Origin of the sequence: Saccharopolyspora ipomoeae (genome assembly GCF_029952525.1) — a bacterium.
GTDB classification, from domain to species: Bacteria; Actinomycetota; Actinomycetes; order Mycobacteriales; family Pseudonocardiaceae; genus Saccharopolyspora; species Saccharopolyspora ipomoeae.
Window position 1 is genome coordinate 203,881 of the sequence record NZ_JASAOF010000008.1, and the last position, 14,965, is coordinate 218,845.

Here is a 14,965-nt window from a genome sequence, read left to right on the forward strand (position 1 = left end):
CCCAGATCCTCCGGACCCTGTGATCCCCCATGAACCGTGATTACTTTAGCTGGACGCGCCCGCGCGCGTAACGGTTCCGGGGAATCTGGACAAACTTGACCCGGGACACACCCCACCCCAGGTCACAGCGCGAAGATCACCTAGTCGGCGGAGTGGAAACGGCCCCGCTTGAGCCCGGCCAGGAACGCCCCCCACTGCGATGCCTGGACACGCAGCTGACCACCCTCCGGGTCCTTGGAGTCACGGACCGCGATCTCATGAGCGGCGCGTGCGATCTCGACGCAGTTGGTCGAGGACCCACTCCTACTGCTCTTCCGCCAGTCCAGGTCAGTCATCGATCAGCCCCTCTACCAGCGCGTCGATCAGCTCGACCGACTCGTTCTCTCCGAGCGCCGCTTCCCACAGCGCATCGCGCGATTCAACATACTGTTGCGTCGCGTTGCCGTCAGTAACGAAGATCCCGCCCTTCCTGTTCTCCAGGTAGACGTACGTTTCCAGGGCAGCGAACTCGTAGATGGCGAAGGTCCCATCCAACCCTGGATGCGCACCCGCCGAAGCCGGGATCACCCGTACACGAACGTTAGGGCATTCCGAGTCAGCCATGATCTTCTGGAGCTGACCGCGCATGGTCCTGACTCCGCCGATGCGGCGACGCAGCACGAACTCATCGATCAAGAACCTTAGTTCTGGTCCGTTCGGACGAGAAAGCACCGCCTGACGCCCTATTCGCGTGGCAACCCGTCGCTCGATCTCGCTCTGCGGTCGGTTGACGGTCGAAATCATCTGACGCGCGTACTCAGCTGTCTGCAACAAGCCTGGCACCAGGGCGATTTCGCACGTCGTCACCCGCCGGGCCTCGGTTTCCAAAAGCATGATGTTCGCGAGTTGGTCCGCGAACTGGTCGTGGGAGGGCAGGTTGATGGTCGTGCCGTCGTTGGACTCGGCCTTGGCCGTGAGCAGGTCGTGCATCTCGCCGGTGGCGCCGTAGAGGTCGCAGAGGGCGGCGACCTCCTCGGGAGTCGGGTAGCGGGCTCCGGTTTCTGTCCTGCTCACCCATGCCGGGCTGGTGCCCAATCGCGTGGCCACCGTTCGGGTGGACATTTCCGCGCGCTCGCGCAGGGTTCGGAGCTCCGCGCCGAGGTTGACGCGAAACAGTCGGGATCTCGCCGACACCCTGACCTCCGGGGAGATGCGTGAACGGGTCCCCGTTTCGAATTCCGTTGCACCGCTTCGATTCCCGGGGAAACGTTTCACTGGTGGATGAACTGCCGAAACGAACCTAACTTCCCATCCCATTCCGGTTCCACGTGTTTGGAAGCAAAGGACTCAAAGGGATGGTTTTCGACGTGTTTCGGCGAGAGCGAACGGATGTGTTCTGGATCGTCGGCTCGGGATTCAAGATTCGTCATGCCATGACGACACTTCCGGGTTCGGTATATACCGGCGCCTGGGTTTCGGCTCTCTGCGAAACGTGGCTGCTCATCCCGACCGCCACCCCGTGGCCGCGAGAACCCCTCACCAAGCACATCACCGAACGCTGCTCGGAATGCGCGGCCATCGCCGACCGCGAGGAGCACGACGAACACACCTGGGACTACTGACCCCGCAACCGCCGAGAGGAATTCGAGAAGTGCACAACCCGCAGCACCACCCGCAACTCCCGCCGCGCGCCCACGAACTCACCTGGCCCCCAGCGGATCCGCCCGCGCAGAGCTCCACCGCGGTGCTGATCGTCGCCGCCCTGACCACGTCCGGCGTCTCCCTCGGCGGCTTCGCGCTGCTCGGGGCCATGTGCATCAAGCGCGGCTTCGAAACGGGCGACCACCTCGCAGGCGCCCTCCTCCTCACCGCGGCCACCCTCACCATCACCCTCGGCATCGGAGGCAGCCTCCTGGCCCTCCTCCGAGGCAGCCGAACGGGCAGGATCGTCGTCACCCTCTGCTGCGCCCTCTACGCGATCAGCGGCACAACAACCCTCCTCAACGGCAACCTCGGCAGCCTCATCCAACTCCTCATCGCCCTCCCCCTCGCCACCCTCTGGTGGCTCCCCACCACAACCCGAGCCCTCCACTCCCGCAGGACCCCACCCCCTCCCGCCACGCACTACTGGGCAGAGGGCAGTTTTAGTTAAAACTGTCCAGACAAAACGGACATGATCATGGGGCAGCTATGACTAAAACTGCCCCCTGGCAACACACCCCACCCCCAACCTCACCACCAACCTCACGGCCTGTCTCACGACCCGCCTGACGACCGACCTCACGGCCTGCCCCACGGCCGGCCTCACGACCGGCCTGACGGCCGGGGGGCTGCCTCGACCTCGTCGGCAGTGGGGCAGTTTTAGCCATAATTGCGCCATGATCATGTCCGTTATGACCGGATAGTTATGGCTAAAACTGTCCCGTCGGCAACGTCCCTCCCGGCCGGGACGCTCTCGGGGGACGTTCTCCCCCAGGGCTCGGGGAGGCATCGGTTTGGGAAAAGCGGGGTTGTGGGGGTGTTCTCGGGGTTAAGGTTCCGGGCGATCTTGTTGTTGTGGGAAGTCGGTGACATGGGTGCGTTAGGGCTGGTCAACGTGGTTGGGGCCTGCCGTTTCCGGCGGTCGGGGCTCGGCGGATGACTCAACCTCCGTTACCTCCTCGCCCGTTCTGGGAGCAGCCCGGGGAACAGCCGCAGTGGCCGGCCGGGCCTGGACAAACACCTCAGCCGAGTCAGCCCGCGGGGCAGCCGCACGTCGGACCCCAGCCAGGACAGCCTCCGCAGGCGTGGCAACCGAACCCGAATCCGCATCCGTGGCAAGCCGGTCCGCAGCATCCGTGGCAGGCACCGCCCCAGCAACCGCCACCTCAGCAACCGCCACCCCAGCAAGCCGAGTGGCAGCGGGCTCAGCCCGCGTGGGCGCCTCCGGGCCAGCCGTTCGCTCACGAGCCTCCGCAGCGGAACAACCGCGGGCTCGTCGTGGGGATCGTGCTGGCCGCGGTGACCGTCTTCGGGATCGGGACCGTCGGGGCCGTGGCGGCGTCGATATCGGCGAACCGCGCCGAGGAGCGCTCCTACCAGCAGACCGCGCCCAGCTCCAGCGCCGAACCCACCACCAGCGAAACCACCTCGGAGACCACGACTTCCGAGGAGACGACCACCTCAGAAGAACCGTCGTCGACCGCGCAGCCGGTGCTCAAGCTCGGGGACAACCCGATCAACGTCGACGGCAGCGGGGCCGTCACCACCCCGTGCCCCCTCCCCGCCTTCGACACCGACGTGGCCGCGCAGGACGCCTTCTACCAGGCCGCGCTCCCCTGCCTCATGCGAGCCTGGGAACCAGCCCTGGAGCAGGCGAACCTGCCCACCGACATGCCCCGCGTCGTCACCACCGGCAGCGACATCACCACCCCCTGCGGGCTGCGGACCTGGGACCAGACCGCGCTGTACTGCCCGCAGGACAACACCATCTACATGACCGCGCGCTACTACTCCGAAGTCGAGGGCCGGACCGAAGCCGGGGTGTTCCTCGGGCAGTTCGCGCACGAGTTCGGCCATGCGCTGCAACGACTCTCCGGGATCAACGCCGCCTACGGCCAAGCCTCCGCGACCGCCCAGGGCGACGCCGGGCTGGAGCTCACCCGCCGCTCCGAGCTCCAAGCCACCTGCTTCGAAGGCATGACCCTCGCCGCGCTGCAGAACGGCGGCGTCAGCGACGAGATCATCTTCCCGGCGCTGCGCGACTCCGCCGGACGCGGCGACGAGAACAGCGACGTCGACGACCACGGCAGCATCCAGACCAACTCCACCTGGGTCCAGCAGGGATTCACCAAGAACCGCGTCACCCAGTGCAACACCTGGCTCTCGCCGTCCAGCGACGTGGACTAGCGCCTGCCCAGCAGCATCCCGAAACCGCCGCCCGCCACGGCGGCCAGGGTCGCCAGCACGATGTTGGTGCGCCACGCCAGCGCTTCCAGCTCCGTCGCCTGGTCCTTCACCGGACCAACCCGCAACTCGCCCGACGGGCGGGTCGGCACCATCACCTGGAGGCGCTGACCCCGAGTGTGCCCGCAGCCGTCGAAGGTGGCGCGGCGGATCTGGCCGTCGATCCGCACCTCCACGACGTCGCCCGCCGCGCGCGCACCGCACGGGCGCGGTTCGACGACCACCGCCGTCGCCTCGCGCTCGACGACCTCCCGCTGCTGCCCGGACGCCGCGACCAGCGGCCACACCGTCACACCCGCGACCACCACACCGAGAAATCCCAGGACGAGCAGGATCGACGCCACCGAGGCCTCACCTCGCGTGCTTCCCACATCACCGATAGTCCCAGAAAGCCGTTGCGGCATCCCGGGATACCCGGTCAGGAGAAGATCACGTTTGCGGCGGCGACACCTTCCGCACGTAGAGCAGCCGGTCGCCCTCCTCGATCGCGTCCGCCTGCGGGGCGTCGACCCGGTAGAGCTCGCCGTCGCGGACCACGCCCAGCACTATGTCGGCCAGGTGCCGCGGCGAACCGCCGACCTCCTGACGCTCCACCTCGCGCTCGGCGATCGCCAGACCCACCTCGGGGCTGAGGAGGTCCTCGAACATCTCCACCACCGACGGCGTCGACGTCGCCATGCCCAGCAGCCGACCCGCCGTCTCGCTGGAGACCACCACCGAGTCCGCGCCCGACTGCCGCAGCAGGTGCACGTTCTCCGCCTCCCGGACGGCGGCGACGATCTGGGCCTTCGGCGCCAGCTCTCGGGCCGTCAGGGTCACCAGCACCGCCGTGTCGTCGCGGGCCGGGGCGATCACGATCGCGCGGGCGCGCGGCAGACCCGCCACGCGCAGCACGTCCGAGCGGGTACCGGAACCGTTGACCGTCACCAGGCCCTGCGCCGACGCCGACTCCAGCGACGCGCGGTCGGTGTCGACCACGACGATGCGACCCGGGTCCGCGCCCTCGCCGAGCAGCGCGGTGACCGCGGAACGGCCCTTGGTTCCGTATCCGATGACGACCACGTGGTCGCGCACCTTGGACCTCCAGCGTTGGATCTTGAAAGCCTGCCGCGAGCGCTCGGTGAGCACTTCCAGCGTCGTGCCGACCAGCACGATCAGGAACAGCACCCGCAGCGGCGTGATGACGAGCACGTTCACCAGGCGCGCCTGGTCGCTGACCGGGGTGATGTCGCCGTAACCGGTCGTGGACAGCGACACCGTCGCGTAGTAGATGACGTCGAGGATGCTGATCTCGCCGCCCGCCGAGTCCTTGTACCCGTCGCGGCCGACGTAGACGATGGCGACCGTGGCCGCCAGCGCCACCAGCGCGCCCAGGATGCGGCGGACGATGGAGCGCACCGGGCTGATCACCGTGCCCGGCATCCGGATGACGCCGACGAGCGCGTGATCGGGTCTGGTGCTCAGCTCTTCCTCGGCGTTGTGCTTGCCGAACAGCTGGCTCGGACCTCGATTCATGAGTCGTGCTCCCCGACGTTGTGACCACTCACGGCGTTGAACAGTAACCGCTCCGCACACGTCGAACACGACCGCCCGGAATTGTGTCGAATTACTGGCAGAACACCATCCCGAAAATGCGGTGCGGACGTTTACCATGCGACGGTGCAGCAGCTTCAGCACGCGGCCCGCGCACTCGGGTGGGACGGCCGACTGGTACCGGATGTGGAGGTGCTCGGGGCCCGTTTCACCGCGGTGGCCCGCATCCGCCAGGACGTCCACCAGTGGCGTCGACACCACGGGTGGGAACCCGAGCTCGACCCCGCGTGGTTCAAGGCGTGGTCCGAGCCCGAGCGCCACGACCAGCTGCCGGTGGCGGCGGTCGACCTGATCGGGATCCTGGTCCCGGTGTCCAAGCCCTCGCGCGCGCTGCGGGCGTGCGGGATGCTGCTGAGCCTCGCCCCCTGCGCGGTCGTCCTGCCCGGTCGGCACCGGGAGGACCCGCTGTCGATGCTGGAGCTGGACTACTACGGCGCCGGGATCGTCACCACCGGTCCCGACGACGCGGGCGAGCTCGTCCTCGCCCCGGAGAACCGCGCCGCCGAATTCGGCTCGTCGATGTTCGGCCGGTGGCTGCTGGAAGTCCTGTACTCGCGACTGCTGGAGAACCCGCACATCGCGGAGAACGCCTGAGGCGCGGTTCCCCTGAGAACCACCCACCGCAGACCCCCGACGTGGGCGCAGTTTTCATGAAAACTGTCCCCACCCACAGACCCCGAGGTCGGGAAGTTTTCATGAGAACTGTCCCGACCCGCAGGGGGAGGTCGCCGGTGAATCCCCACGTCGGGGACGGTTTCTCCGGGTTTCGTCGTGGTCTTGTGGGTGGGGAAGTTTTCATGAAAACTTCCCCAACCCACGTCAGGCGAGGACGTACTCGTGCCAGTTGAGGCCGTCGGCGTTCCAGCGCATTCCGCGGCCCTCCTGGAGGACCCGCATCGCCTGGACGGTGTGCGGCCAGCGGCGGATGACGTTGGCCAGCGCGACCGGGGTCATCTGGTCGACGGTGCGCCGGTGATCGCCGGGGCCGAGCATCGCGATGCCGCCCGGGGTGGACAGGATGTCGGTGAGCGGCCGCTGCCCGGACAGGGCGACCTGCTCGACGCTGATGATGGTGTGCGGCTGCAGCTCCGACGGCCAGGACTGGCGGTCGATGTCGCCGGCGACCGGCGTCTCGCAGTTGCCGCACTCGCACTCGAACTCGCTGGCCCAGCCGTGCTGCTGCCACGACCAGATCACGGCGGTCCCGGCATCGAGGTCGGACAGCGCCGCCACGTGCGGCCACGCGCCGACGACGGCCTGCAGCTTGGTCTGCTTGGACTCCCGACCCTTGGCGCCCGGCCCCTCGAAGGACCAGGTGCCCTCATCGTCGCGGTGGACCCGCACCAAGGGGGCGCGCAGGGCGAGCACTTCGGTGTCCACGCGCACCGCGGATTCCGGCGGAGTGGTGAGCTTCCAGTCGGTGTTCATCGCGGGCATAGTCGTCCGCCGCGCACGCCGAACTCAAGCTCCACCACCCGAACGTGTACACCTTCAGCTGTTCTTCGGAACCGCCGTGATGAGCTCGCGCAGACCCGCTGAATCGCGCAGATCCGCAGGTCGCAGCGTGTAGTCGTGGCGCACGTAGTGGAACGCGGCGCGCACCTTCTCCAGCGGCGTCCTGGACAGCTCCGCCCACGCCAGCCGGTAGGCCGCCAGCTGCACCGACAGCGACGGGACCTGGTCGCCGCCCGGCACTCCCCCGGTCTTCCAGTCCACGACCGTCCAGCCGCCGTCGGGGTCGGCGAACACGGCGTCCATCCGGCCGCGCAGCACGATCCCCTCCACCTGCGTCTCGAACGGCACCTCCACCCGGTGCGGCGTGCGGTCGGCCCACGAGCCGCGCAGGAACGCCTCCTGCAGCTCGGCGAGGTCCTCGTGCAGCGGGGCGGAATCGTCGGCGGCGCCGGGCAGTTCGTCCACGTCGAGCAGCGCCGAGGAGGTGAACCGGTGCTCCAGCCAGGCGTGGAAGGCCGTGCCGCGGCGGGTCATCGGATTCGGCGGGTACGGCAGCGGCCGCCGCAGCCTGCGGGCCAGCGCGTCGGTGTCGCCGGCGAGCTCGACGAGCTGGCTCACCGACAGGTGGTCCGGCAGCCGCACCTGCTCGCGGCGCTGCGCCGCGGCGGCCCGCTCGGCCAGCAGCACGTCGACGTCCCGGGCCCAGCCGTCCGGGTCCTCGTCGTCCTCCGCCGAGTCCGAAGTGGAGTCCGAAGTGGACATCGCGGCGCGGACGAGTTCCGCTCCCTCGGCGACGGATTCGCGGCGCGGCCCCAGCGGGTCCACCGGCCACTCGGCGGACCGGACCTCGTCGGCCAGCGGGTTCTCGGCGTCCTCGTCGGGCGCCGGGCACCACTCGTCGATGACGCCGACCTTGTCGTCGTGCACCACCTGCGCGGTCTCGGTGAGGAAGTCCGACGGGCCCTTGGGCCGGTCGCCGCTCTCGCCCCACCAGTGCCCGGACAGCAGCAGCGTGCGCTCCGAGCGGGTCACCGCGACGTAGAACAGGCGGCGCTCCTCGGCGAGGCGGCGGGCCTCGAAGTCCTCGTCGTGGATGCTCAGCGCCTCGCTGAGCTCCTTGCGGTCCAGGCCGTCGAGCCGGTCCACGTCGAGGGTGGGCAGGTCGGGTGCGTCGCCGCGCAGCTCGGCGGGCAGCGCGGTCACCGACCGCAGCCACGACGACGCCTTGCGCTTGCCCGGGAAGACGTCGTTGACCAGGTGCGGAACGGCCACGACCTGCCACTCCAGGCCCTTGGCGGCGTGCACGGTGAGGATCTGCACGCGGTCGTCGGCGACCTCCACCTCGCCCGGTTCCAGACCGTCCTCGGCGCGCTCGGCGGCGGCGAAGTAGTCCAGCAGCGACGGCAGCGTCGCCGACGGGCTGGCGGTGGTGAACGAGGTGACGACGTCGGCGAACGCGTCGAGGTGGATGCGCCCGGCACCGCTCGGGCGGGCCAGGCTCTCGATGTCGAGCAGCAGCGTGCGCTCGACGTCGGCGACGAGCTCGGGCAGCGGCTGGTCCAGGCGCCGCCGCAGCGCGGCGAGCTCGCCGCCGAGCCTGCGGATGCGCTCGAAGCCCTGCTCGGAGTAGCGCTCGGGCTTGCCCGGGTCGTCCAAGGCGTCGGCCAGGCCCGCCTGCTCGGCGTTCTCGCCGGGCATCGCCGCGTGCACCACGGCCGCCGGGTCATCGGAGTCGGGCTCGCCGTAGAACTGGGTGCCGAGCTCCCGCGCCCGCTCCCACAAGGCGGCCAGGTCGGCGGCGCCGATGCGCCAGCGGGACCCGGTGAGCAGCCGGGCCGCGGCGGTTCCGGCCAGCGGGTCCACCAGCAGTCGCAGGGCGCTGACCAGGTCGCGGACCTCGGGTTCGTCGAGGAGCCCGCCGAGTCCGACGACCTCCACCGGCAGGCCGCGTTCGCGCAGCGCCACGGCGATGTCGGCCATGTCGGCGCGCCGCCGCACCAGCACGGCCGCCGTCGGCGGGCGGCCGGTCTCGTCGATCGACGACTGCCACTGGGCGTGGATGCGGTCGGCGACCCACTCGCGCTCGGCGCGCACGTGCTCGGCCAGCAGCACCCGGATGTCGCCGTCGTCGGCGCCGTCGCGGGCGCGCAGCTCGTCGACCTCCAGGCCGATGCGGCGCAGCGGCTCGGAGACCGCGTTGGCGACCCGCAGCACCTCGTCGGGGTTGCGGAAGCTGGTCAGCAGCCCGTAGCGGTGCGCGGGCACGCGCCGATCGACCTCGGTGCGCGGGAAGTCGGTGCGGAAGCGCGGCAGGTTCGCCGCGCTCGCGCCGCGCCAGCCGTAGATGGCCTGCGCGGGATCGCCCACAGACGTGACCGGCAGCGGGTCGGCGTCACCGCCGAACAGCGACCGCAGCAGCACGCGCTGGGCGTGGCCGGTGTCCTGGTACTCGTCGAGCAGCACGGCGCCGTAGCGGGCGCGCTCGCCCTCGACGACCTCCGGGTGACCGGCGGCGAGGTGGGCGGCCAGCGACATCTGGTCGGCGAAGTCCATCGCGCCCTCGCGGCGCTTGCGCTGCCCGTACTCCTCGACCAGCGGCAGCATCGCGGCCCGGAGCCGTTGCGCGGCAACGACCTTCACCAGGTCTTGCGGCAGGTTGGCGCGCTGCCCCTTGGCGCGCGGCGCGTTCTCCACCGCCTCGCAGAGCTTGTCGGCGTGGGCGCGCAGCTCGTCGGGGCTGACCAGGTGCTCGGCGAGCTCACCGGCCAGCGCCAGCAGGTAGCCGGTGACGGTGGTCGGCACCTTGTCGGTGTCGAGGTCCTCGGTCCAGGTCGAGACGACGCGGTGCGCGAGCTGCCAGGACGCGGTCGCGGTGAGCAGCCGCGCCCCGGGCTCGACCGGCACGCGCAGGCCGTGCTCGCCGACGATCCGGCCCGCGTAGGCGTGGTAGGTGAGGACCGTGGGTTCCTCGGTGAGCACCGCCGAGCGCAGCTGCCCGCTGGGGTCGACCTCGTCGAGCAGCCCGGAACCGGCGAGCCTGCGCAGCCGGGCCCGCACGCGGTCGGCGAGCTGGCGGGCGGCCTTGCGGGTGAACGTCAGGCCGAGCACGCGTTCCGGCGTGACCAGCTGGTTGGCGACCAGCCAGACGACGCGGGCGGCCATCGTCTCGGTCTTGCCCGCGCCCGCGCCCGCGACCACCAGAGCCGGTTCGGGCGGGGCGGCGATGACCTCGGCCTGCTCGGGCGTGGGCTCGTGCAGGCCCAGCGCCTGGGCGATCCGCTGCGGAGTGATCACTGCGAGACCTGCCTCCCCGCCGGGTGGACCGGGCAGCTGGTGCGCGCCGGGCAGCGCGGGCAGTCGGTGTTCTCGCTGGCCACGTAGGCCGGTCCGAGGCTGGACTCGGCGGCGCTGTGCACCACGTCGAGCCACACCTTGATCTTGTCCTCGTCGAGGGGTTCCTGCGCGCGCTCGGTGGCCGCGCCCTTGCGGTCGGACTTGGCGACGTAGAGCAGCCGGGCCCCGCCGGGCTCGTCGTCCTCGCCGCCGAACGCACCGAGCGCGGCGGCCAGCTGGTAGACGGCCAGCTGCGGGTGCTCCTCGGCATCACCCTTGCTGACCGGGGCTTTCGCGGTCTTGACGTCGACGACGACCGGACGGCCCTCGGCGTCCTTCTCCAGCCGGTCCACCCGGCCGCGCAGCCGCAGCCACGGCCCGCCCTCGCGGCCCTGCACGGTGACGTCGAGGTCGCGCTCCACGCCGATCTGGGTGAGCTCGGCGCGGGACTGCACGAGCCACACGACGAACGCGTTGAGCATCCCCTCGACGCGCTTGCGCTCCTTGCGGGAGAACCACGGCGCCCCGGCGTCGACGGTCTGCCACGCCTCGTCGAGGGCCTGGTGCAGCTGCGCGGTGTCGGCTCCGTCGGCGGCGGCCTGCACCAGCGCGTGCACGAGAGTGCCCGTCACGGCGGCGAGTTCGGCGGTGTCCTGACCGCCGTTGCGCTCGACCAGCCAGCGCAGCGGGCACTTCGCGAGGATGTCCACCGTGGAGGGCGAGACCTTGACCGGATCGTCGCCGGTGACCAGCGGCGCATCGGTCGACGGAACGGGCAGGCCGTACCAGGTGTCCGGGTCGGCACCGGGCACGCCGTCGGCGGCCAGCCGGGCCAGCTGCGCGGCGGCGCGTTTCCTGCGCTCCTCGGGTTCCTCCGAGTCGCAGACCACCCGGCGCAGCTCGCCGACCAGATCGGCCAGCGTCAGACCCCGCTCCGGGCGGGCGATCGGGCGCTCCGCGGAATCCGGGTCGCTGTCGACGCCGTCGAGCTCGTCGAGGAACCGCGACGGCTGCTCGTCCTCCCCGCGCACCGCGCTGACCAGCAGGCTCCGCCGCGCCCTGCTGGCGGCGACCAGCAGCAGGCGACGTTCCTCGGCCAGCAGCGGCGCGGTCGCCGAGACGCGCTCGCCGGTCATCCCCGACAGCACGTCCACCAGCTGCTCCACGCCGAGCAGCGACCCGCGCAGCCGCAGGTCGGGCCAGCTGCCCTCCTGCACGCCGGGCACCGCCACCACGTCCCACTCCTGGCCGCTCGCGGCGTGCGCGGTGAGGATCTGCACCGCGTTGTCGCGCGGCGCGGTCGGCGCCAGCGAGGAACCCGCGATGTGCTGCTCGGTGAGGTAGTCGGCGAACCCGGCCGCGTCGTTGCCGGGCGAGCGGTCGACGAACTGGGCGGCGGCGTCGAACAGCGCCACGATCGCGTCCAGGTCCCGGTCGGCCTGCGCGCCGGTGACGCCGTGCCGCTCGGACTGGGCGACCCAGCGCTTCTCCAGACCCGAGGCCTTCCAGACCTTCCACAGGGTTTCCTCGACGGTCTGGCCCTTGTCGACCGAGTCGCGCGCTGTGCGCAGCAGCGAACCGACCTTGCGGGCCGGTTCGGCGGCCGAGTCCTCCAGCGCGGCGAGCCGGTCACCGTCCTGCAGCACCTCCACCAGCAGCTCACCGCTGGGACGCGCTGCGCCCGAAGCCGATTCGAGCCGCAGCAGACCGCGCCGCAACCGGCGCAGCGCCAGCGGGTCGGCGCCGCCGAGCTGCGAGGACAGCAGCAGCGCCGCCGCGTCCGCGTCGAGCTCGTGCGGGCGGACCGCGCAGCGCAGCAGCGTCAGCAGCGGGCGGACCGCGGCGCGCTGCGACAGCGGTACGTCGTCGACCGGCAGCGCGATCGGCACCCCGGCGGCCAGCAGGGCGCGACGCAGCACCGGCAGCGACCGGCCCGTCGAGCGCACCACGACACCCATCCGCGACCAGGGGATCTCGTCGAGCAGGTGCGCGCGGCGCAGCTGGTCGGCGACCCACGCCGCCTCCTGCGCCTCCGTGGCCAGCAACCGCACCTGCACCGCGCCCGCGACCTCGTCCTGGTCGGACTCCGGCTCGACCAGGCGGCGCTGCGGCCCGTGCCCCGGGAGCCGGGAGGCCAAGCGCTGCACGGCTTCTCGCACCGACTTCGACATCCGGTGGTCCACGGTGAGCACGGCGGTGTCGTCGCCGCCCGGATCGGAGTCGAGCAGGCAGCGCGGGTCGGCGCCGCGGAAGGTGTAGACGGCCTGATCCGGGTCGCCGGCGAGGATGAACTCGGTGGCGGTGTCGCCGAGCGTGCGGATCAGCTGGAACTGCTGCGGGTCCAGGTGCTGCGCGTCGTCGACCAGCACGTACCGGACCCGGTCCTGCTCGGCCCGCAGCAGCCCGGAGTCGGTGGCGAACGCCAGCCGCGCGGACCCGACGAGCTCGGCCGCGTCCAGCGCCGCGGCCTGCGAACCGCCTGCGCCGCGCAGCAGCGTGACCTGCTCGTACTGCCGCCCGAAGCGACCGGCGGCGACCCACTCGGGGCGTCCGTGCTCGCGGCCCAGGGCGACCAGCCGGTCCGGGTCGACGCCGCGTTCGGCCGCGCGCAGCAGCAGGTCCCGCAGCTCCTCGGCGAAACCCGGGACGGTCAGCGCGGGTTGCAGCGTCTCCGGCCAGTCGCGGGCGCCCTCGTCGACGTCGCCCTGGAGCAGTTCGCGGACCAGTGCGTCCTGGTCGGGGCCGTTGAGCAGCTGCGGCGGCGGGAGCTCGTCGCGCACCGCCTGCAGCCGCAGCACCGCGAAGGCGTAGGAGTGCACGGTGCGCACCAGCGGCTCGGGGGCGGTGCGGACGTCCTCGCCGGAGCCGGTGAGCAACCGGGTGATCTCGGTGCGCATCCACGACGCCGCGCGGCGGCTGGAGGTGAGCACGAGGACGTTCTCCGGGGACACGTCCCGGTTCCGGATGCGGTCGGCGGCGATCTCGGCGAGCAGCGTGGACTTGCCGGTGCCGGGACCGCCGAGCACGCGCAGGAATCCGAAGGAGTGCTCCAGCGCGCGGCGGCCCGCTTCGTCCCAGGTCGTGGCGCGGCGCGCGGTCTCGGCGCGGCGCACGAGAACGGGCGAGGTCGCTGCAGGCACGCACCGAATGGAACCACGCCAGCGCGACAAGATCGCTGCTGGGCGCGCCGGGATGTGGCCCGGTTATCTGGGATTTCCAACTGTGAATGCTGGGATCGGACTCCGGCGTTTGGTGGTGCATACCAATTTTGGGTTCTGGCAGATTTCCTTGCATCGCAGGCTTCCCCCGCCTGTGACCTGCGAATTCGCGCACCCCGACAGCGCGACGCACCCCGAAGAAGGAGGAAGCGTGAGCAAGATCCGCACGAGCCTGCTCGCCGGCGCCGCCGTCCTCGGCACGTTGGCCGCGGGAGCGGCTCCGGCGTTGAGCGCCGGAGCGCCCGCCGACGCCCCGAGCCCGGCCGCCACCAGCCCGGTCGCCGCCTCGCCGTACCTGTACAACGGCTGGGGCAGCCCGCCCGCGCCCGCCGACGTCATGAACGCGACCGGGATCAAGGACTTCACCCTCGCCTTCATCAATTCAGACGGCGGCTGCAACCCCGCCTGGGACGGCCAGCGCCCGCTCGACGGCCAGGACAAGGCCACCATCGACGCGATCCGCGGCGCAGGCGGCGACGTGATCCCGTCCATCGGCGGCTACTCCGGCACCAAGCTCAGCTCGGTGTGCGGCGACGCGCAGCAGCTGGCCGGCGCCTACCAGAAAGTGATCGACGCCTACGGGCTCAAGGCCATCGACATCGACATCGAGGCCACCGAGTTCGAGAACCAGGCGTCCCGCGACATGGTCGTCGAGGCGCTGAAGATCATCAAGGACACCAACCCCGAGGTCCAGACCGTGGTCACCTTCCCGACCACGACCACCGGCCCGAACGAGAACGGCAAGGCGATGTTCGCCAAGGCCGCCGAGGTCGGCGCGAACGTCGACGTCTGGACGCAGATGCCGTTCGACTTCAACGGTTCCGACATGGCCGCGGACACCATCTCCGCGACCGAGGGCCTCAAGGAGGCGCTGAAGGCCGCGTTCGGCTACGACGACGCCGACGCCTACGCGCACTCCGGCATCTCGTCGATGAACGGCAAGACCGACGTCGAGGGCGAGATCGTCGACCAGGCCGCGTTCCAGAAGATGGCCGACTACGCCAAGCAGAACGGCCTCGGCCGCTTCACCTTCTGGTCGGTCAACCGCGACCGCCCCTGCAGCGGCGGCGCCGTCGACTCCTGCAGCGGCATCGAGCAGAGCGACTGGGACTTCTCCAAGATCGTCGCGGGCTTCCAGGGCTGATCCCCGCACCACGTCACGGCCCACCCCACCTCCCGGGGGTGGGCCGTCGCGCGTGTCAGGGCACAGTTTTCATGAAAACCGCCCCCACCCCAACACCACGAAGTTTTCATGAAAACTTCCCCCACCCACGGGACCCGAGGTCGAGACAGTTTTCATGAAAACTGTCCCCTCCCGAGAACCACGAGGTTTTCATGAAAACTGTCTCTCCCCAAGGGGATGACCCCCTCAGAGGACCGTTTTGACCTGGGGCAACGCAGTTTTCATGAAAACTGTCCCACCCCTGGGGTCGAGACAGTTT

Annotated in this window: 12 protein-coding genes; 5 read left to right on the forward strand and 7 right to left on the reverse strand. The window is 70.6% G+C overall.

The features are described from left to right. Nucleotides 1–140: 140 nt before the first annotated feature. Together QFW96_RS15605 and QFW96_RS15610 are read right to left on the reverse strand one after the other, a co-directional pair. Entirely contained in the window at nucleotides 141–335 is a 195-nt protein-coding gene (locus QFW96_RS15605) for a DUF397 domain-containing protein (RefSeq protein ID WP_281456362.1), read from the reverse strand. Continuing rightward, on the reverse strand, nucleotides 328–1,173 hold the full coding sequence (locus QFW96_RS15610; protein WP_281456363.1) for a helix-turn-helix domain-containing protein: 846 nt from the start codon (nucleotides 1,171–1,173) through the stop codon (nucleotides 328–330). The genes QFW96_RS15605 and QFW96_RS15610 overlap by 8 nt, the downstream gene beginning before the upstream one ends. A 161-nt stretch (nucleotides 1,174–1,334) precedes the next feature. Between QFW96_RS15610 and QFW96_RS15615 the strand changes: the two genes are divergently transcribed. From QFW96_RS15615 to QFW96_RS15625, 3 genes are all read left to right on the forward strand, one after another. Beyond that, on the forward strand, nucleotides 1,335–1,601 hold the full coding sequence (locus QFW96_RS15615; RefSeq protein ID WP_281456364.1) for a hypothetical protein: 267 nt from the start codon (nucleotides 1,335–1,337) through the stop codon (nucleotides 1,599–1,601). Between the two features lie 29 nt (nucleotides 1,602–1,630). Then, nucleotides 1,631–2,131 (forward strand): hypothetical protein, encoded by a 501-nt coding sequence (locus tag QFW96_RS15620; protein ID WP_281456365.1) that lies wholly within the window; start codon nucleotides 1,631–1,633, stop codon nucleotides 2,129–2,131. An 827-nt stretch (nucleotides 2,132–2,958) separates the two neighbouring features. Beyond that, the gene (locus QFW96_RS15625) at nucleotides 2,959–3,867 is read left to right on the forward strand and encodes a neutral zinc metallopeptidase (protein ID WP_281456366.1); all 909 of its coding nucleotides are present in this window, start codon (nucleotides 2,959–2,961) and stop codon (nucleotides 3,865–3,867) included. Here QFW96_RS15625 and QFW96_RS15630 read toward each other — a convergent pair. Together QFW96_RS15630 and QFW96_RS15635 are read right to left on the reverse strand one after the other, a co-directional pair. Continuing rightward, on the reverse strand, nucleotides 3,864–4,295 hold the full coding sequence (locus QFW96_RS15630) for a hypothetical protein (RefSeq protein ID WP_281456367.1): 432 nt from the start codon (nucleotides 4,293–4,295) through the stop codon (nucleotides 3,864–3,866). The genes QFW96_RS15625 and QFW96_RS15630 overlap by 4 nt on opposite strands. 58 nt (nucleotides 4,296–4,353) lie before the next feature. Beyond that, nucleotides 4,354–5,439, reverse strand: a complete 1,086-nt coding sequence (locus QFW96_RS15635) for a potassium channel family protein (RefSeq protein ID WP_281456368.1) — start codon at nucleotides 5,437–5,439, stop codon at nucleotides 4,354–4,356. Nucleotides 5,440–5,583: 144 nt separating this feature from the next. Here QFW96_RS15635 and QFW96_RS15640 point away from each other — a divergent pair, with 144 nt between their 5' ends. After that, a complete protein-coding gene (locus QFW96_RS15640) occupies nucleotides 5,584–6,111 on the forward strand; it encodes a hypothetical protein (RefSeq protein WP_281456369.1) in 528 nt (175 codons plus the stop codon). Nucleotides 6,112–6,336: 225 nt separating this feature from the next. On the opposite strand, the gene QFW96_RS15645 is transcribed toward QFW96_RS15640, so the two are convergent. From QFW96_RS15645 to QFW96_RS15655, 3 genes are all read right to left on the reverse strand, one after another. Continuing rightward, nucleotides 6,337–6,945 carry a hypothetical protein gene (locus QFW96_RS15645; RefSeq protein ID WP_281456370.1) on the reverse strand — a complete coding sequence of 203 codons (609 nt, stop codon included), beginning with the start codon at nucleotides 6,943–6,945 and terminating at the stop codon, nucleotides 6,337–6,339. Between the two features lie 63 nt (nucleotides 6,946–7,008). Then, a complete protein-coding gene (locus QFW96_RS15650; RefSeq protein WP_281456371.1) occupies nucleotides 7,009–10,266 on the reverse strand; it encodes an ATP-dependent helicase in 3,258 nt (1,085 codons plus the stop codon). Next, nucleotides 10,263–13,445 (reverse strand): ATP-dependent helicase, encoded by a 3,183-nt coding sequence (locus tag QFW96_RS15655; RefSeq protein WP_281456372.1) that lies wholly within the window; start codon nucleotides 13,443–13,445, stop codon nucleotides 10,263–10,265. The genes QFW96_RS15650 and QFW96_RS15655 overlap by 4 nt, the downstream gene beginning before the upstream one ends. Nucleotides 13,446–13,749: 304 nt before the next feature. On the opposite strand from QFW96_RS15655, the gene QFW96_RS15660 reads away from it, so the two are divergent. After that, the gene (locus QFW96_RS15660; RefSeq protein ID WP_425524765.1) at nucleotides 13,750–14,667 is read left to right on the forward strand and encodes a chitinase; all 918 of its coding nucleotides are present in this window, start codon (nucleotides 13,750–13,752) and stop codon (nucleotides 14,665–14,667) included. Nucleotides 14,668–14,965: the final 298 nt, after the last annotated feature.